We start from the raw sequence: 16,761 nt of genomic DNA on the forward strand, positions 1-16,761 counted from the left end.
GGGGGGGGGGGGGGGGGGGGGGGGGGGGGGGGGGGGGGGGGGGGGGGGGGGGGGGGGGGGGGGGGGGGGGGGGGGGGGGGGGGGGGGGGGGGGGGGGGTTGGGGGGGGGGGGGGGGGGGGGGGCGGCGGGGGGGGGCCCCCCCCCCGGACGTGTCTCGCGGGCCGTTCAGTCCCGACGGGCCTCCCCGCCGGCCTGCTCGCCGATCGCGTCCTCCTCGGGGTCGGTCGTCGCGAGCACGCCCGCGGCGAGGGTCTGCGCGACCTCCTGCAGCAGCGGGTGGCCCGGCAGGTCCTCGACGGGCACCGGCAGCGGCAGCGACCAGTTGGGCCGGTCGGTGGTGCCGGGCATGTTGGGCCGGCGCCGCACGGCGAGCGCGTCGTCGAGGGTGGCCGACAGCAGCAGCGACGGCGCCCGTCCGAGCAGCTCGTGCGCCCGCGTCACCGCCGCCTCCGGCTTCGCGTTCTCGCGCAGCCCCGGGAGCCGCTCCAGCAGCGACCGCCGGCCGCGCTCGAGCTCCTCGTCGCTGCCGGTCCCGTGCTCGCGCTGCTCCTCGACGTCGGCCCCGGTCCACAGCCCCGCCACGGTCGGCAGGTCGTGCGTGGTGATCGCGGCCATGGCCTCCTCGGGCCACTCGGCGGGGTCGTCGTCCTCGAACCACAGCAGCCGGTAGCTGAGGATGCCGTGCTCGGCCATGGCCTCCCGGACGCCGTCCTCGACCGTGCCCAGGTCCTCGCCGACGACGACCGCCCGCGCCCGGTGGCTCTCCAGCGCCACGATGTCCAGCAGGTCCTCGGCGGGGTAGCGGACGTAGGCGCCGTCGGCGGCGCTCCCGCCCGAGGGCACCCACCACAGCCGGAACAGGCCCATGACGTGGTCGATGCGCAGCCCGCCGGCGCCGGCCATCGTGGCGCGGATCGACTCGACGAACGGCTCGTAGTCCCACTCCTGCAGCCGCCACGGCACCAGCGGCGGGGAGCCCCAGTCCTGGCCCTGCGCGTTGAACTCGTCCGGCGGCGCCCCGACGGTCGCGCCCTGCGCCAGCACCCCCTGCCAGGTCCAGGCGTCGGCGCCGCCGCCGGCCACGCCGATCGGCAGGTCCTGGATGACCGTCATGCCCTCGGTGGCGCGCTCGAGCTGCAGCGCCAGGCACCACTGCAGCCAGGCGTGGAAGGCGACGTCGCGCTCGTGCGCGGCCGCGAAGGAGCCGACGGCGCCGCTGCGCGGGTCGCGCAGCTCCTCGGGCCAGGTGTGCCAGTCGGGGCCGTGCACGTCGGCCAGCGCGCACCAGGTCGCCCAGTCCTGCAGCTTCTGCCCCTGGTGCCACCACCAGTCGGGGAAGGCGGGGTCGTCGCGGCCGGTGGCGTCGAACACCCGGCGCAGGACCTCGCGCTTGCGGGCCCAGATCGCGTCGCGGTCGATGAGGTCGCCCTCGGACAGGGCGCGGCCGGCGTCGCCGTCGAGGTCGACGCGGTCGGCGCCGGGCACCTCCTCGACGCGGAGGTAGACGGGGTTGCGGAAGCGGCGGGTGGCCGGCAGGTAGGGGCTGGCCTCCTGCTGCGGGGTCGGGGCGACGGCGTGCAGCGGGTTGATGAGCACGAAGCCCGCGCCCTGGCCGGCGGCCATCTCGCGGACGGCGCGCAGGTCGGCGAGGTCGCCGATGCCCCAGCTGCCGCGGCTGCGGGTGGCGTAGAGCTGCACCGCCCAGCCCCAGGCACGGTCCTCCGGCAGCCAGCACCGGCCGGGGGACACGACCAGCCGGCGCCGCGGGCCCCCGGGCTCCTGCAGCCAGTGGTAGCCGAGCGGGAAGTCGGCGGGCAGCTCGCCGTCGACGTGCCGGGTGGACCCGTCCTCGAGGGTCACCTCGGCCTCGTCGACCTCCAGGACGTCGCCGGGGCGGGCGACGATGGGCGCCCGGTGCTCGAGGTCCTCCGGCGGCTCGCCGATCACCTCCCGCAGGCGGTCGATGGTGGCCTGGGCGACCTCGTGTTCCTCGTCGAGGGCGTCGAGCCAGGTGGCGTCGATGCCCCAGCGGTCGGTGCTGCTGGTGCGTGTCACCCCCCGATCCTCACGGCGGGCCCGGCTGATCGCAGCGCAGGCGCGGCGTGGCGCCGCTCTCCCCCCGTCCCGCCCCGGCCGGCCGCGGTTCCGGCACCCGGCGGTCCTGTGGCCGTCGACCAGGCGCTGGGGTAGGCACGAGCGGTGACCGTGATCGGCTTCCACAACTCGCACGAGCAGGTCCACCCGGCCGAGCTCCTGGCCGCCTCGCAGCACGCCGAGGAGGTCGGGTTCACCGCGGCGATGTGCTCGGACCACCTGACGCCGTGGAACCCGCGGCAGGGGGAGTCGGGCTTCGCGTGGTCGTGGCTGGGCGCGGCGCTGGCCACCACCGGGCTGCCGTTCGGCGCGGTCAACGCCCCCGGCCAGCGCTACCACCCGGTGATCGTCGCCCAGGCGATCGCGACCCTCGGCGCGATGTTCCCCGGCCGGTTCTGGGTGGCGCTGGGGTCGGGCGAGGCCATGAACGAGCACGTCACCGGGCACGTCTGGCCGAACAAGGACATCCGCGACGCGCGGCTGCGCGAGTGCATCGACGTCATCCGCGCGCTGCTGGCCGGCGAGGAGGTCAGCCACGACGGGCTGGTCGTCGTCGACCGCGCGCAGATCTGGACGCTGCCCGAGCAGCAGCCCGCGCTGATCGCCCCCGCCGTCACCGCCCGCACCGCCGCCCGGCACGCCGAGTGGGCCGACGGGCTGGTCACCATCAACCAGCCGCACGACGTGCTGCGCGACGTCGTCTCGTCCTACCGGGACGCCGGGGGGCAGGGGACGCTGACCATCCAGGTGCACGTGTCCTGGGACCCCGACGAGGACCGCGCGCTGGCCATCGCGCACGACCAGTGGCGCAGCAACGTGTTCGCGCCGCCGCTGTGCTGGGACCTCGACACGACGACGGCGTTCGACCAGGCCAGCGCGCACGTGCGCCCCGAGGACGTGACGACGGCGGTGCGGGTGTCCTCGGACCTCGGGCAGCACGCCGCGTGGATCGCCGAGTACGTGGACCTCGGCTTCGACCAGGTCTACCTGCACCACGTGGGCAAGGAGCAGAAGCCGTTCCTCGACGCCTTCGGCGAGCACGTGCTGCCGCGGCTCGACGTCACCCGGCCCGCGCCGGCCGTCGCGGTCAACCCGCTGCGGCCGCACCAGGAGCCGCAGCCCGCCGTCCTGAAGTAGCCGCCCGCCGACCGCACCCGATGATCATCGGCTCGTTGCCGTCCGCGGCGGCGTGTCCGCGCGTGTCCCGTGCACGCACCCGGTGGTCGACACGGGCGGACGGCAGCGGCCCCGCGCCGTCCGGTTGCCCCGCGGGGCCGTGATCGACAGGCTCGCCGGGTGCGGATCACGGACACGGCGGACCTCTGGTGGAAGACGGCGGTCGTGTACTGCCTTGACGTCGAGACGTTCATGGACTGGAACGGCGACGGGTGCGGTGACCTCGCGGGCCTGGCCCAGCGGATCGACCACCTCGCCGACCTCGGCGTCACCTGCCTGTGGCTGATGCCCTTCTACCCGACCGCCGAGCGCGACGACGGCTACGACATCACCGACTTCTTCGGCGTCGACCCGCGGCTGGGCACGCACGGCGACCTGGTCGAGGTCATCCGCACGGCCGACGACCGCGGCATCCGGGTGATCGCCGACCTCGTCGTCAACCACACCTCGATCCAGCACCCCTGGTTCCAGCAGGGCCGGCAGAGCCGCGACGCGCCCTTCCACGACTTCTACGTGTGGCGCGACGACGAGCCGCCGGACACCTCCGACCAGGTGGTCTTCCCCGACCAGGAGGACTCGGTCTGGACGCGCAACGAGCCGACGGGGGAGTGGTACCTGCACCGGTTCTACAAGGAGCAGCCCGACCTCGACGTCACCAACCCGCGGGTGCGCGACGAGGTCGCCAAGATCATGGGCTTCTGGCTGCAGCTGGGGCTGTCGGGCTTCCGCGTGGACGCCGTCCCGTTCTTCCTCGAGACCCAGGACGGCGCCGACGCCGAGCACTTCCCCGACCCGCACGAGTACCTGCGCGCGCTGCGCTCGCTGGTCGGCCGGCGCACCGGCAGCGGCGTGCTGCTCGGCGAGGTGAACCTGCCGCACGAGCAGCAGAAGGAGTTCTTCGGCGGCGACGACGGCGACGAGCTGACCATGCTGTTCGACTTCGTCGGCATGCAGGCGATGTACCTGTCGCTGGCCCGCGCCGACGCCGGCCCGCTGGTGCAGGCGCTCACCGGCCGGCCCGAGGTGGACCCCGACAGCCAGTGGGCGACCTTCGTCCGCAACCACGACGAGCTCACCCTCGACAAGCTCTCCGAGGACGAGCGCGAGGAGGTATTCGCCGCCTTCGGCCCGGAGGAGCGGATGCAGGTCTACGGCCGCGGCCTGCGCCGCCGGCTGCCGCCGATGCTCGACGGCGACCCGCGGCGGGTGCGGATGGTCTACAGCCTGCTGTTCTCGCTGCCCGGCACGCCGGTGCTCTTCTACGGCGAGGAGATCGGCATGGGCGAGGACCTCGACGCCGAGGGCCGGCTCGCGGTCCGGACGCCGATGCAGTGGACCGCCGGGCGCAACGGCGGGTTCTCCACCGCCGACGCCGACCGGCTGCCCGGGCCCGTGGTCACCGGCGGCTTCGCCCCGGAGTTCGTCAACGTCGCTGACCAGCGCCGCGACCCCGACTCGCTGCTGTCGTTCGTGAAGCTGCTCATCCGCCGCTACCGCGAGTCGCCGGAGCTGGGCTGGGGCTCGTTCCGGGTGCTCGAGCAGCCGCACCCGGAGGTGCTCGCGCACGTCTGCGAGTGGGACGACGGCACGCTGGTCGCCGTCCACAACCTCGGCCCCGAGCCGCGCGTGGTGCCGCTCGTGCTCGACGGCTGCGACGCCGCGCACCGGCTGGAGGACCTGCTGGTCACCCAGACGACGCCGATCGGCGACGACGGCGCGGTGGAGCTGGCGCTGGAGGGCTACGGGTACCGCTGGCTGCGGGTGGTCGCCGAGGACAGCCGCCGGCTGCTCTGACGCGCCGTCATCCCGGGACGACGGGGCGTGGTCGCGCGCCGCGTCGTCCCGGCGCGGGACCGGCGGGTCCCGCCGCGCCCGGGCGGCCTGCGCGGAGCTGTCGGAGGGGCGTCCTAGCGTCGCGGGCGATGACCGAGCCCGCCGTCCCCGCGCCCACCGCCCCGCCGACCGCCCCCGTGCAGTACCCGCCCGGCGACCCGGGCCCGGGCGGGGCGACCGCGGCCGGCCAGGCGTCCCCCGGAAGCGCCGCCCCTGCCCCCGGCGGCCCTCCGGGAGGACCGGCGGCGGGCGGGCCGGCGGCGGGCGGGCCCGCGCCCGGCGCCGAGGGCGGCGTCCAGCCCACCGGGCCGGTGACCGGGCGGCCGCCGGTGGTCCGGGCCCGCCGGAGCGACCCGCTGACCCGCATGGGCCCGTGGGCGCCGGCGGCCGGGGCGGTCCTCGGCCTGGTGGCCGGGGTGGTCGCCGTCCTGCTGCTCGGCGGGCGGGCCGAGGCGTTCGCCGAGCGCCTGGCGCTGGTGTTCCTCGTCGTCGGGCTGGTGATGCTCGGCGCGGCCGGGGCGCTGCTGGCCGACGAGGTGCGGCTGGTCCGCCGCGGCGCCCGCGAGGCCGCGGTGCGGCCGGCCTGGGTGGAGGCGACCGCGGGGTTGATCAACGGGCTCACCCCGGCCCGCCTGCTGCTCGGCTCCAGCGCGTTCGTGCTCTTCCTCGCCGCCTACACCGCGCGCTAGGGGCGCCTCAGCCCACCGCGTCGGGGTCGCGCAGCGTGGCGGGGTCCAGCCGGCCCTCGACGATGTCGTCGGCGACGTCGTCGACCACCCGCCCGGTGGCGAAGGCGTACGCGCGCAGCACGGCCAGGGTGTCCACCACGTCGAGGCCGAGCGCCACCGTGGCCACACCGGTCGCCTGCCACACGCGGCTGCGGCGGCGGGCGTCGGGGGAGTCCCACCACCGGTGGCCGCCCTCGTCGGCCACCCCGCCGGAGGCGCGCACCAGCTCCTCGGTCAGGCACACGACGACCGCCTCGACGTCGTCGCGCGGGACACCGGTGAGCGTGCCCAGCTCCCGCGCGTAGAGGTCGACGATCACCGTGGGTCCCAGCGGCGGGGCCAGCGGCACCGAGAACACCGCGCGGTAGGGCGTCTCGCCGAGCAGCGCCTCGTGCAGCTCGGGCCAGTTGCGGTGGATGTCCTCGATGTCGAAGACGATGGCGCTGCCGGTGTCGTGGGCGCGCAGGCACGGGCCGTCGCCGGCGGTGAACTGCAGCTGCTCGGCCCGCGAGGTGGTGCGGTCGCTCGCGCCGATCGGCGTCCGCAGCCCGGCGCCCTCGTGGATGCTCAGCGCCGCGCCGTCCACCCGGACCGCCTGCGCCGCCGCCCGGGCCAGCCGGGAGGGCACCATCTCCGGGCCGTCCTCGCCGTCGCCCGGCGGGTCCTGCAGTGCGTCCAGGAACCGCGTCGCCGCGTCACTCGCCGTCACCCGTCCACTCCCGTCGTCCTGGTCGCCGGTCCTCCCGGTGGCCGCTCCCCGGACCTGCGCGTCTCGCGACCCGTGGCCACCTTGGTCCAGCCGCCGCGCGTGCACCACACCTCGGGGCTCATCCGTACGCCTGCACGGCGAGGACGACGGCCAGGCCCAGCCCGGCGAGCGCGATCAGCCGGCGCAGCAGGGTCTGCGGCGCGCGCCGCACGACCCGCGGGCCGAGCCGGCCGCCGGCCAGGCAGCCCAGCGCCAGGGGCAGCGCGGCGCTCCAGGCCACCGGCGCGAGCACCACGAACCCCACGGCGGCCACCGCGTTCGCCGCCCCCAGGACGACGTTCTTGAGCGCGTTGCTGCTCGGCAGGCCCTCGCCGGTGCCCAGCAGCACGAGCGCGAGCAGCAGTACCCCGGCGGCGGCGCCGAAGTAGCCGCCGTAGACCCCGATGACGCCGGTGCCGGCGACCAGCCACCACGGGTCCCGGGCGCCGTGCACCCGGCGGCCCTCCTCGGCCAGCTCGCCCGGCGGCCGCTGCAGCAGGATGGCCAGCGCCGCGCCGCCGATGAGCAGCGGGACCAGCCGCTCGAACGCCTCGGCGGGGGTGAGCAGCAGCAGCGCCGCGCCCGCCACCCCGCCGACCACCCCGGCGGCGGCCAGCGGCAGCAGCCGCCGGCCCTGCCCGGCCAGCTCCGGCCGGGACGCGCTCACCGACCCCACGCTGGTCAGCACCAGGGCGACGGTGTTGGTGACGTTGGCGGTGACCGGCGGCAGCCCGGTGGCCAGCAGCGCCGGGTAGCTCACCAGCGAGGCCAGCCCGGCGATGCTGCCGGCCAGCCCGGCGCCGATCCCGGCGAGGACCAGCAGCAGCCACTCCAGGACGGTCACCGGGCCACCAGCACGCCGATGGCCACGCAGCCGAGGACGACGATCGCCGTCCGCAGGACCGCCGCGGGCAGCCGGCGGCCGTACCGGGCGCCGAGCGCGCCGCCCACCACGGAGCCGCCGGCGACCAGCCCGGCGGCGGCCCAGTCGACCCGGTCGGGCGCGACGACGACGTAGGCCGTCGCCGCGACGGCGTTCACCGCGGCGCTGAGCACGTTCTTGAGCGCGTTCAGGCGCTGCAGCGGCTCCGCGAGCAGCAACCCGAACACCCCCATCTGCAGCACGCCCTGGCTGGCGGCGAAGTAGCCGCCGTAGCTGCCGGTCGCGTAGGCGCCGGCGACCAGGCCGGCCAGCCGCCACCGGTGCGGCGTCGCGCCGTCGGCGGTGCGGCGGGCGGCCAGCCGGCGGGTCAGCAGCGGCTGGACGGCGACCAGCACGACGGCCAGCCCGACCAGCACCGGCACCACCGCCTCGAACGCCGCCGCCGGCAGGTGCAGCAGCAGGACCGCACCGGTCAGCGCGCCCAGCGCCGACGCCGGCAGCAGCCGCAGCACCAGCCCGCGCTGCCCGGCGAGCTCGCGGCGGTAGCCGACCGCCCCGCTCACGTTGCCCGGCACGAGCCCCAGCGTGTTGGACACGCTCGCGGTGACCGGCGGCAGCCCGGTGGCCAGCAGCACCGGGAAGGTCACCAGCGTCCCGGACCCGACGACGGCGTTGATCGCGCCCGCCGCGCCACCGGCGGCGAGCACGGCGAGCACCTCGGCGGGCGTCACGCGTCCTTGCGGCCGGCGTCGACGACGCGCAGCACCAGCTCGCCGGCCTCGTCGGAGGCGGCCAGGTCCACCTCGGCGTCGATGCCCCAGTCGTGGTCACCGGCCGGGTCGTCGAGGATCTGCCGCACCCGCCACACCCCGGGCTCGCCCCGGTCCCACACGAGCAGCGCCGGGCCGCGGGCGTCGGCGCCGGTGCCCACCTCGGCGTGCTCGGCGAAGTAGCCGCGGACCACCTCGCCCCACCGCTCGGCGTCCCAGCCGGAGCCGGCGTCGAGCTCGCCGAGGTCGTACCAGCGGCGCCGCGCCCACAGCTGCACCCGGGCGAACAGCGCGTTGCGGACCATCGCGGTGAACGCCCGCTCGTTGCCGGTGAGCGGCCGGGCCCGCGCCGGGACGGCGACCGGCTCGTCCAGCGGCTGGTCCGGGCTGGTCAGCTGCTCCCACTCGTCGAGGAGGCTGGAGTCCACCTGCCGCACCAGCTCGCCGAGCCACTCGACCACGTCGGTGACCTCCTCGGTGCGCGCGGCCGCGGGCACGCCGGACCGCAGCGCCTTCACCGCGTCGGAGAGGTAGCGCAGCACCGCCCCCTCGGAGCGGGTCAGCCCGTAGGTGGAGACCAGCTCCTTGAACGTCATCGCCCGCTCCCACGTCTCGCGGACGACGGACTTCGGCGAGGGGTGCGCGTCGGCGGCCCACGGGTTGCTGCGCACGTAGACGGCGAAGGCGTGCTCGAGCAGCTCCTCGAGCGGCTTCGGGTAGGTGACGTCCTCGAGCAGCTCGATGCGCTCGTCGTACTCGATGCCCTCGGCCTTCATCTGCGCGACCGCCTCGCCGCGCGCCTTGTTCAGCTGCGCGGCCAGGATCTGCCGCGGGTCGTCGAGGGTGGCCTCCACGACGCTGACGACGTCGAGGGCGAAGGTGTCCGAGGCGGGGTCGAGCAGCTCGATCGCGGCGAGGGCGAACGTCGACAGCGGCTGGTTGAGCGCGAAGTCCGGCGGCAGGTCGACCGTCAGCCGGTGGCGGCGGCCGTCGGGCTCCGGCTCGGGCAGCCGCTCGAGCACGCCGGCCTGCAGCAGCGAGCGGGCGATGCCCACCGCCTCGCGGATGAGCCGCAGCTGCCGCTTGCGCGGCTCGTGGTTGTCGGTGAGCAGCCGGCGCAGCGCCGCGACCGGGTCGCCGGGCCGGTCGACGACGTCGAGCAGCATCGCCGTCGTCACCCGCATGTGGCTGGTCAGCGGCTCGGGGTCGGCGGCGACCAGGCGCTCCATGGTCGACTTCGACCACGGCACCATCCCCTCGGGCGCCTTCTTGCGGACCAGCTTGCGGCGCTTCTTCGGGTCGTCGGCGACCTTGGCGAACTGCCGGAGGTTCTCCACCTCGTGCTCGGGCGCCTGGACGACGACGGTGCCCGCGGTGTCGTAGCCCGCGCGCCCGGCCCGCCCGGCGATCTGGTGGAACTCGCGGGCGTTGAGCAGCCGGGTGCGGCTGCCGTCGTACTTGCTCAGCGCGGAGAACACGACGGTGCGGATGGGCACGTTGATGCCGACGCCGAGGGTGTCGGTGCCGCAGATGACCTTGAGCAGCCCGGCCTGGGCCAGCTGCTCCACCAGCCGCCGGTACTTGGGCAGCATCCCGGCGTGGTGGACGCCGATGCCGTGGCGCACCAGCCGCGACAGCGTCGTCCCGAAGGCCGAGGTGAACCGGAACCCGCCGATCGCGTCGGCGATCGCGGCCTTCTCCTCCTTCGTGCACACGTTGACGCTCATCAGGGCCTGCGCCCGCTCCAGCGCCTGGGCCTGGGTGAAGTGCACGACGTAGACCGGCGCCTGCTTCGTGTCCAGCAGCTCCTGGATGGTCTCGTGCGCCGGCGTCGTCGCGTACCAGTGGTGCAGGGGGACCGGGCGCTCGGCGCTCGCGACCAGCGCGGTGGGCCGGCCGGTGCGGCGGGTGAGGTCCTCGCGCAGCGCGTCGGTGTTGCCCAGCGTGGCGCTCATCAGGAGGAACTGCGCCCGCGGCAGCTCGAGCAGCGGCACCTGCCAGGCCCAGCCGCGGTCGGGGTCGCCGTAGAAGTGGAACTCGTCCATGACGACGAGGCCGATGTCGGCGTCGGCGCCCTCGCGCAGCGCCACGTTGGCGAGCACCTCGGCGGTGCAGGCGATGACCGGCGCGCCGGCGTTGACGCTCGCGTCGCCGGTCAGCATGCCGACGTTGGCCGCGCCGAACACCCCGCACAGCGCGAAGAACTTCTCGCTCACCAGGGCCTTGATCGGCGCGGTGTAGAAGCTGCGGCGTCCGGCCGCCATCGCCGCGTACTGCGCGCCGGTGGCCACCAGGGACTTGCCCGACCCGGTCGGCGTCGCGAGGACGACGTTGGCGCCGCTGACCAGCTCGATCAGCGCCTCCTCCTGGTGCGGGTACAGCGGCGTGCCGCCGTCCTCGGCCCAGGCCGCGAAGGAGGTGAACAGCTCGTCGGGGTCGCTGCCGCGCGCCCGGAGGGCGGTGAGGTCGCCGGGGTCGTCGAGCAGGGGGAGGGGCGCGGTCGCGGTCATCGTGAGGGACAGCGTGCCCGATGCTCCCGGCCTTCCCGGACGCCGGGGCGACGTAACGAAACGGTCACGACTCGCCCGGGGGTGTGTGGCGCGGTTCGCCTCCGTCGATCAAAGTGAACAGAAGGTGAACGGAAGGTGGATGAGACGCATGCTGGAGAAGAACTGCCCCGAGTGCCACTGGGTGACGGTGACCGACGCCGACGGGCGTCGCCGGATCGAGATGCGGTGGGGCTCGCCGCTGCCGGCCGCGCAGGCGCGGCCGCGGCGCGCGGCCTGACGCCGCCCGGGTTCCGCACGGGACCGCACGGGTAGGCGGGTCGGCGAGGGCGGGACGGGGAGCAGACCCGCCCCGCCGGACCCGCCAGCAGGAGGAGCCCCCCGTGTCGTCACCCCGCCCCGAGTCCCAGCCCGAGCAGCAGCAGACCCCGCCGGGGACGCTCGGCGAGATGGAGCCGAAGCCCGACCACGGTGAGGAGACCTACCGCGGGTCGGGCCGGCTGGCCGGCAAGGCCGCGGTCGTCACCGGCGGCGACAGCGGCATCGGCCGTGCCGTCGCGATCGCCTTCGCCCGCGAGGGCGCCGACGTCCTCATCTCCTACCTCTCCGAGCACGAGGACGCCGAGGACACCAAGAAGTACGTCGAGGAGGCCGGCCGCCGGTGCGTGCTGGTGCCCGGTGACCTCTCCGACCGGGCGCACGCCAAGACGATCATCCCGAAGGCCGTCGAGGAGTTCGGCAAGGTCGACGTCCTGGTGAACAACGCCGCCTTCCAGATGTCGCACGACAGCCTGGACGAGGTCTCCGACGAGGAGTGGGACCACACGGTGGCCACCAACCTCACCGCGATGTTCACCCTCTGCAAGGATGTGATCCCGCACATGCCGGCGGGCGGGTCGATCATCAACTCGTCGTCGGTGAACTCCGACATGCCGAGCCCGAGCCTCGCGCCCTACGCCATGACCAAGGCCGGCATCGCGAACTTCACCGCGAGCCTCGCGCAGATGTACGCCGAGAAGGGCATCCGGGCCAACAGCGTCGCGCCCGGGCCGGTCTGGACGCCGCTGATCCCCGCGACCATGCCCGAGGAGAAGGTGGCCAGCTTCGGCCAGCAGGTGCCGATGGGCCGCGCCGGTCAGCCGGCCGAGCTCGCGCCGGTGTACGTGCTGCTGGCCAGCGACGAGGCGTCCTACGTGTCGGGCGCGCGCGTCGCGGTGACCGGCGGCAACCCGATCCTGTAGCGCCGTCCGCGGATGACCAGCTGAGTTCACGCTGACGCGTCCTGGCCCACCGTCGGCGGTGGGCCAGGACGCGGCACTCGGCTCAGCTGATCGTGCGGGCGAGCGCGGCGACGTCGGCCGGGCGCACCCGGCAGCAGCCGCCGACCAGCCGCGCGCCGGCGGCCACCCACGCCGCGGCGTCGCCGGGGTCGATGCCGCCGGCGCCCGTCCAGCGCCGGGCCGCGGCGTCCCACCCCTCGCCGCTGTTCGGGTAGGCGACCAGCGGCACCCCGGCGGCCGCCGCGGCCGCCAGCGCCGGCAGCACCCCGGCCGGGTCGGTGCAGTTGACGCCGACGGCGACCACCCCGGGCACGCCGCGCGCCATCGCGAACACCTCCGCCGCGCGCTCGCCGCGCCGGGTGCGCACCACGCCGCCGGCGTCCACGACGGTGGTCAGCGACAGCCACAGCGGCAGGCCCAGCGAGGTCGCCTCGGCCAGCACCGCCTCCACCTCCGCGGAGGCCGGCAGCGTCTCGCACGCGAGCACGTCGGCGCCGGCGTCGGCGAGCGCGGCCATCCGGGGCCGGTGGAACGCACGCAGCCGGTCGACGCCGACCTCGGCCACGTACGCGCCGGTGTACTCCGAGCCGTCGGCCAGCGCGGCGCCGTACGGCCCCACCGACCCGGCCACCCACGCGCCCGGCGCCCCCTCGCGGGCCAGCGCCACCGAGCGGGCGACCAGGGCCAGCGCCTCGTCCCGGTCCACGCCGACCGCGGCGAACCCCTCGACGGTCGCCTGGTAGCTCGCCGTCGTCGCCACCTGCGCCCCGGCGGCGGCGAAGGCGGCGTGCGCGGCGACGACGGCGCCCGGGTCGTCGCGCAGCAGCCGCGCCGACCACAGCACCGAGGCGACGTCGTGCCCGCGGGCCTCGAGCTCGGTGGACAGGCCGCCGTCGAGCAGGACCGGGCCGGCGGCGAGCGCGGCGGGCAGGGAGGTCACCGCCCCATCGTCCTCAGGAGGGCCGGTACGGCGGCGCCACGCCCCAGCCCCACCGCGGCACCGGGGCGTGCTCGACGACGGCGGCGCCGTCCTGCGAGTTGGCCAGCGCCAGCCGGGTGCCCCACTCGACGTAGCCGACGAAGGCCGCGCGGAACTCGGGGTCGTCGGGCAGGCCGGCGTCGTCGGCGGCGCGGCTCATCAGCGTGGCGAACCGGAAGCGCTGCTCGGGCACCAGCCCCAGCCCGCGGTGGTGGGCGAGCATCCGCTCGTAGCCGCCGAGCTGCTCGGTGTAGAGCGGCGGGCCGCCGAACACCTCGCACCACCAGGCGGTGACGTGCGCGCGGTGCGCCTCGGACACGCCGCCGGGGAACAGCGGGCCGAGCAGGTCGTCCCGCTCGACCCGGTCGTGGAACGCGTCGATCAGGCGCCGGGAGGTCGGGGCGCCGCCGGCCCACTCGTAGAGCGTGGGTGGCACGCCGGCCAGCGCACCACGGCCCCCGGCGGCGAGGAAGGACTCAGCGCGCGAGGCGGTAGTGGGACAGGACGACGCCGGTCGTCGTCGGCACCGACTCGACCAGCTCCCAGCGCAGGCGCGCCCCGGCCGGGAACAGGGTGCGGCCGCTGCCCAGGGCGACCGGCGCGACGGCGAGCCACGCGTCGTCGACCAGGCCCGCCGGGAGCAGGGTGGCCAGCAGGTCGGGGCTGCCGAGCACGGTGAGGTCGGTGTCGACGGCGGCCTTCAGCTCGGCGACGGTCGCGGCGGCGCCGCCGGCGAGGACCGTGGTGTGCGCCCACGTCGGCGCGTAGACCGGGTCCCGGGTGACGACGTACTTCTGCTTCGCGTCGAGCACCGGGCCGAACGGGTTGTCGGTGGTGCCCGCCCACGCGCCCTGCATCGACTCGAAGGTGCGCCGGCCGAACAGCAGAGCGCCCTCGCGCGCCATGCCGCGGCCCATGACCTCGCCGAGGACGCCGTCGGGGTAGGGCGCGAACCAGCCGCCGTGGGCGAACCCGCCGCGGGTGTCCTCGTCCGGTGCGGCCGGCGCCTGGACGACGCCGTCCAGGCTGACGTTCTCGACGATGCTGATCGTGCCCACGGCTCCTCCTCGGGTACGTCGCTACGGATTCAGTAGTAGCGACTACGTCTGACAGAGCGCAAGGGGTAGCCTCGACCGCGTGCCGGACCGCCGCCGCTACGACGACCCGTGCGGGGTCGCCCGAGCGCTCGACGTCGTGGGGGAGCGCTGGGCGCTGCTCGTCGTCCGCGAGCTGCTGCTCGGTCCGAAGCGCTACACCGACCTCGCGCGCGGGCTGCCCGGCAGCAGCCCGACCGTGCTGAGCCAGCGGCTGCGCGACCTGGAGGCGGCCGGGGTCGTCACGCGGCCGGTCGCCGGGCCGCCGGTGGGCGGGCGGGTCTACGCCCTCACGCCGCGCGGGCGCGAGCTCGAGGACGTGCTGCTGGCGCTCGGCCGGTGGGGCTCGCGCACGGTGCAGACCTCGGCCGGGGACCTGGGCACCGACGCGTTCGTGCTCGCGCTGCGCACCGTCGCCGACCCCGCCCGGCTGGCCGGCTGGTCGGCGCGGGTGGAGCTCGCGGTCGACGACCCCGCCGCGCCCGACCGGGTCGCGCTCACCGTCGCCGACGGCCGGCTGTCGGCCGTCCGGGGCGGCACCGACGCGCCCGACGCCGTCCTGGCCGGCGCGCCGGCGGTGCTCCGCCCGGTCGCCTTCGGCCGCCGGTCCCTCGACGACGCCCTGGCCGCCGGGGACCTGCGCGTCGACGGCGACGTCGGCGTCGTGCGCCGGCTGCTGGGCGCGCTCGTCCCGCCGGTCCCTGCCTGACCTCCGCGATCACGGACCTCGCGGGGGGACACGCCGGGCGCCGTCGGCGTGTCCCCACGGCGGGGCCGTGATCGCGGGCCACCGGGGCGTCGGTGAGACTGGGCAGGTGCCCGGCAGCGACGACACCAGCGGCGACCTCCCGGTCACCGGCTCCCTCGTCGTCCCCGCCGCGGCGCTGGGCTGGCGCTTCTCGCGGTCCTCGGGACCGGGCGGGCAGGGCGTCAACACCGCCGACTCCCGCGTCGAGTTGTCCGTTGCGCCGCTGGAGCTGCCCGGGCTGACCGACGCGCAGCGGCAGCGGCTGGCCGAGCGGCTCGGCTCGCGGCTGGCGGGCGGCGTCCTGACCATCACGGCGAGCGAGCACCGCCAGCAGCTGCGCAACCGGGCCGCCGCGCGCGAGCGGCTGGCCGCGGTGCTGCGCGCCGCCCTGGCCGCGCCGCCCCCGCCGCGCCGGCGCACGAAGCCGACCCGCGGCTCGCAGGAGCGGCGGATCGCGGAGAAGAAGCGGCGCGGCGAGCTCAAGCGCCGCCGCGGCAGCTGGGACTAGGCGCTCACAGCTCCGGCATCGGGACGCCCGGCGGCCGGACCGCCACCCACAGCGGCAGCTGCCCGTCGGCCGAGCGGGTCGCCGTCGTCACCTCGAAGCCCAACCCGCGGGCGAAGCGCACCACCGCCCAGGCGGGGGCGACCAGCGCGGCGGGGACGCCGTCGGCGTCGCAGCGGGCCAGCACGGGCGCGAGCACCGCGCCGCCGAGGCCGCGACGGCGGGAGCGCGGCCGGGTGCCCAGCGCGCGCAGCCGCCAGTGCGGGCCCTCGGGCAGCGCGGCGGCGAGCTCGGCCTCGGTGCGGGCGACGGCGTCGGCGCGGTCGGCGTGCAGCCGCGGCACCTCCCGCTCCAGCGCCGCGCGGACGTCGGCCGGCAGCGGGGTCGCGGCCCCGGCGGGGGCGTCCCAGGAGGCGACGGCGTCGACGTCCTCACTGACCCAGGTGGTGCCGGTGGCGACCCCGCGGTGCCCGGCGTCCAGCTCGGCCAGCCGGGTGAGCCGCTGCGTGCGCCCGTCCAGCGGCAGCGCCCAGCGCACCCACCGCGACTCGGCCAGCGCCACGGTGAGGGTGGCGGCGATCCGCGGCACGTCGCGCGGCTCGGCCGCCCGGACCACCGGGACGCCGACGTGGACCGTCGGCCCGGGTTCGCTCATGCCAGCCATGACACCACGGCGCGCGCACGGCCCGGACACGACCGTGGGGCCGGCCCCGGGACGGGACCGGCCCCACGGGGCGCGTGTCGGACTCACACGTCGAAGCCGGCGCGGTCGACCTTGCGGTGGTAGCGGGTACCGAGCTTGCCGCCCAGGATCGCGCCGAGCAGCGTGACCAGGAGCGCGGCGATGCCGGCGACGATCCCGGCGGTGGTCAGGGTGTCCCCGCTGATCGGGATGCTGGGCAGGTTCAGCCGCGAGAGCACGTCGTACTCCGAGCCGAGCACCGCGCCGAGGGCGGCGACGGCGACGACGACCAGCAGGCCGATCACCCACACGGCGATGCCCTGCCGGACCCCGTCGAACCGGGCCATGCGCCCGGCGACGTAGCCGCCGGCGAGATAGGCCAGGAACAGCACGACCAGCAGCGTGATGCCGCCGATGACGCCGATGGTGTCGGCCTGTGCAGTGGCCTGGTTGGTGGCCTGGTCGGCGCTGGACACCTGGGTCAGGCCGAAGGCGACGCCGGCGGCGGACAGCAGGGCCAGCAGGATCACGGCCAGACCGTTGGCGGACAGCCAGCCGAAGAAGGCCGCTCCCCACTTGATGCCGCCGAAGCGCTCGTGCTGCGCGTCGACGGCGTCACGGGCCTTGCCGCGGGTGGCCGACGCACCGACCGAACCGGAGGTGGCGTCGCCGCCGACAGAGGAGCTCATGGTGCCTTCCTGAGGGGATCGGGGAGTGCGGGTGCGGACCGGCC

17 protein-coding genes are annotated in these 16,761 nt (G+C 76.3%); 7 read left to right on the forward strand and 10 right to left on the reverse strand.

What is annotated here, in order from left to right:
* Nucleotides 1-166: 166 nt before the first annotated feature.
* Nucleotides 167-2,056, reverse strand: a complete 1,890-nt coding sequence (gene malQ / locus ACI8AA_RS21170; protein ID WP_457046342.1) for a 4-alpha-glucanotransferase — start codon at nucleotides 2,054-2,056, stop codon at nucleotides 167-169.
* Between the two features lie 144 nt (nucleotides 2,057-2,200).
* Between malQ and ACI8AA_RS21175 the strand changes: the two genes are divergently transcribed.
* The 3 genes from ACI8AA_RS21175 to ACI8AA_RS21185 all read left to right on the forward strand — a co-directional run bounded on the left by ACI8AA_RS21175 (nucleotide 2,201) and on the right by ACI8AA_RS21185 (nucleotide 5,793).
* Entirely contained in the window at nucleotides 2,201-3,232 is a 1,032-nt protein-coding gene (locus ACI8AA_RS21175; RefSeq protein WP_457046343.1) for a TIGR03885 family FMN-dependent LLM class oxidoreductase, read from the forward strand.
* Nucleotides 3,233-3,391: 159 nt separating this feature from the next.
* Nucleotides 3,392-5,065, forward strand: a complete 1,674-nt coding sequence (locus ACI8AA_RS21180) for an alpha-amylase family protein (protein ID WP_457046344.1) — start codon at nucleotides 3,392-3,394, stop codon at nucleotides 5,063-5,065.
* 128 nt (nucleotides 5,066-5,193) lie between these two features.
* Nucleotides 5,194-5,793 (forward strand): hypothetical protein, encoded by a 600-nt coding sequence (locus ACI8AA_RS21185; RefSeq protein WP_457046345.1) that lies wholly within the window; start codon nucleotides 5,194-5,196, stop codon nucleotides 5,791-5,793.
* Nucleotides 5,794-5,800: 7 nt separating this feature from the next.
* Here the strand turns inward: ACI8AA_RS21185 and ACI8AA_RS21190 are convergent, their stop codons facing one another.
* The 4 genes from ACI8AA_RS21190 to ACI8AA_RS21205 form a co-directional block, all read right to left on the reverse strand.
* On the reverse strand, nucleotides 5,801-6,541 hold the full coding sequence (locus ACI8AA_RS21190) for a hypothetical protein (RefSeq protein ID WP_457046346.1): 741 nt from the start codon (nucleotides 6,539-6,541) through the stop codon (nucleotides 5,801-5,803).
* 118 nt (nucleotides 6,542-6,659) lie between these two features.
* A complete protein-coding gene (locus ACI8AA_RS21195) occupies nucleotides 6,660-7,424 on the reverse strand; it encodes a sulfite exporter TauE/SafE family protein (RefSeq protein WP_457046347.1) in 765 nt (254 codons plus the stop codon).
* Complete coding sequence (locus tag ACI8AA_RS21200) at nucleotides 7,421-8,194, reverse strand: sulfite exporter TauE/SafE family protein (protein WP_457046348.1); 774 nt, start codon at nucleotides 8,192-8,194, stop codon at nucleotides 7,421-7,423. Before ACI8AA_RS21200 ends, ACI8AA_RS21195 begins: the two co-directional genes overlap by 4 nt.
* Entirely contained in the window at nucleotides 8,191-10,743 is a 2,553-nt protein-coding gene (locus ACI8AA_RS21205; RefSeq protein WP_457046349.1) for a DEAD/DEAH box helicase, read from the reverse strand. Before ACI8AA_RS21205 ends, ACI8AA_RS21200 begins: the two co-directional genes overlap by 4 nt.
* Before the next feature lie 139 nt (nucleotides 10,744-10,882).
* Between ACI8AA_RS21205 and ACI8AA_RS21210 the strand changes: the two genes are divergently transcribed.
* Together ACI8AA_RS21210 and ACI8AA_RS21215 are read left to right on the forward strand one after the other, a co-directional pair.
* Nucleotides 10,883-11,020: a hypothetical protein gene (locus tag ACI8AA_RS21210; RefSeq protein WP_457046350.1), complete on the forward strand. Its 138-nt coding sequence runs from the start codon at nucleotides 10,883-10,885 to the stop codon at nucleotides 11,018-11,020.
* 103 nt (nucleotides 11,021-11,123) lie between these two features.
* Nucleotides 11,124-11,981, forward strand: a complete 858-nt coding sequence (locus ACI8AA_RS21215) for an SDR family oxidoreductase (RefSeq protein WP_457046351.1) — start codon at nucleotides 11,124-11,126, stop codon at nucleotides 11,979-11,981.
* Nucleotides 11,982-12,063: 82 nt separating this feature from the next.
* Here the strand turns inward: ACI8AA_RS21215 and mmuM are convergent, their stop codons facing one another.
* Genes mmuM through ACI8AA_RS21230 form a run of 3 tightly spaced genes read right to left on the reverse strand, consistent with a single transcriptional unit; the run spans nucleotide 12,064 to nucleotide 14,057 of the window.
* Nucleotides 12,064-12,960, reverse strand: coding sequence for a homocysteine S-methyltransferase (gene mmuM / locus ACI8AA_RS21220; RefSeq protein WP_457046352.1), 897 nt, complete (start codon nucleotides 12,958-12,960; stop codon nucleotides 12,064-12,066).
* Nucleotides 12,961-12,973: 13 nt separating this feature from the next.
* Entirely contained in the window at nucleotides 12,974-13,435 is a 462-nt protein-coding gene (locus ACI8AA_RS21225; protein WP_457046353.1) for a group II truncated hemoglobin, read from the reverse strand.
* Nucleotides 13,436-13,475: 40 nt separating this feature from the next.
* Nucleotides 13,476-14,057 carry a dihydrofolate reductase family protein gene (locus tag ACI8AA_RS21230; protein ID WP_457046354.1) on the reverse strand — a complete coding sequence of 194 codons (582 nt, stop codon included), beginning with the start codon at nucleotides 14,055-14,057 and terminating at the stop codon, nucleotides 13,476-13,478.
* A gap of 79 nt (nucleotides 14,058-14,136) precedes the next feature.
* Here ACI8AA_RS21230 and ACI8AA_RS21235 point away from each other — a divergent pair, with 79 nt between their 5' ends.
* Complete coding sequence (locus ACI8AA_RS21235) at nucleotides 14,137-14,802, forward strand: winged helix-turn-helix transcriptional regulator (RefSeq protein ID WP_457046355.1); 666 nt, start codon at nucleotides 14,137-14,139, stop codon at nucleotides 14,800-14,802.
* A gap of 106 nt (nucleotides 14,803-14,908) precedes the next feature.
* Nucleotides 14,909-15,349 carry an alternative ribosome rescue aminoacyl-tRNA hydrolase ArfB gene (gene arfB / locus ACI8AA_RS21240; RefSeq protein WP_457046356.1) on the forward strand — a complete coding sequence of 147 codons (441 nt, stop codon included), beginning with the start codon at nucleotides 14,909-14,911 and terminating at the stop codon, nucleotides 15,347-15,349.
* 4 nt (nucleotides 15,350-15,353) lie between these two features.
* Here the strand turns inward: arfB and ACI8AA_RS21245 are convergent, their stop codons facing one another.
* Complete coding sequence (locus ACI8AA_RS21245) at nucleotides 15,354-16,001, reverse strand: N-acetyltransferase (RefSeq protein ID WP_457046357.1); 648 nt, start codon at nucleotides 15,999-16,001, stop codon at nucleotides 15,354-15,356.
* Nucleotides 16,002-16,093: 92 nt separating this feature from the next.
* The gene (locus ACI8AA_RS21250; protein ID WP_457046358.1) at nucleotides 16,094-16,717 is read right to left on the reverse strand and encodes a hypothetical protein; all 624 of its coding nucleotides are present in this window, start codon (nucleotides 16,715-16,717) and stop codon (nucleotides 16,094-16,096) included.
* Nucleotides 16,718-16,761 lie beyond the last annotated feature (44 nt).

The sequence above is a fragment of the Geodermatophilus sp. SYSU D01180 genome (assembly GCF_054050415.1).

Excerpts from the sequence above, each read along its gene's own strand:
- ACI8AA_RS21185 (WP_457046345.1), top strand. The coding sequence starts at position 5,194 with ATGACCGAGCCCGCCGTCCCCGCGCCCACCGCCCCGCCGACCGCCCCC.
- ACI8AA_RS21205 (WP_457046349.1), bottom strand. The coding sequence starts at position 10,743 with ATGACCGCGACCGCGCCCCTCCCCCTGCTCGACGACCCCGGCGACCTC.
- ACI8AA_RS21210 (WP_457046350.1), top strand. The coding sequence starts at position 10,883 with ATGAGACGCATGCTGGAGAAGAACTGCCCCGAGTGCCACTGGGTGACG.
- ACI8AA_RS21245 (WP_457046357.1), bottom strand. The coding sequence starts at position 16,001 with ATGAGCGAACCCGGGCCGACGGTCCACGTCGGCGTCCCGGTGGTCCGG.
- ACI8AA_RS21250 (WP_457046358.1), bottom strand. The coding sequence starts at position 16,717 with ATGAGCTCCTCTGTCGGCGGCGACGCCACCTCCGGTTCGGTCGGTGCG.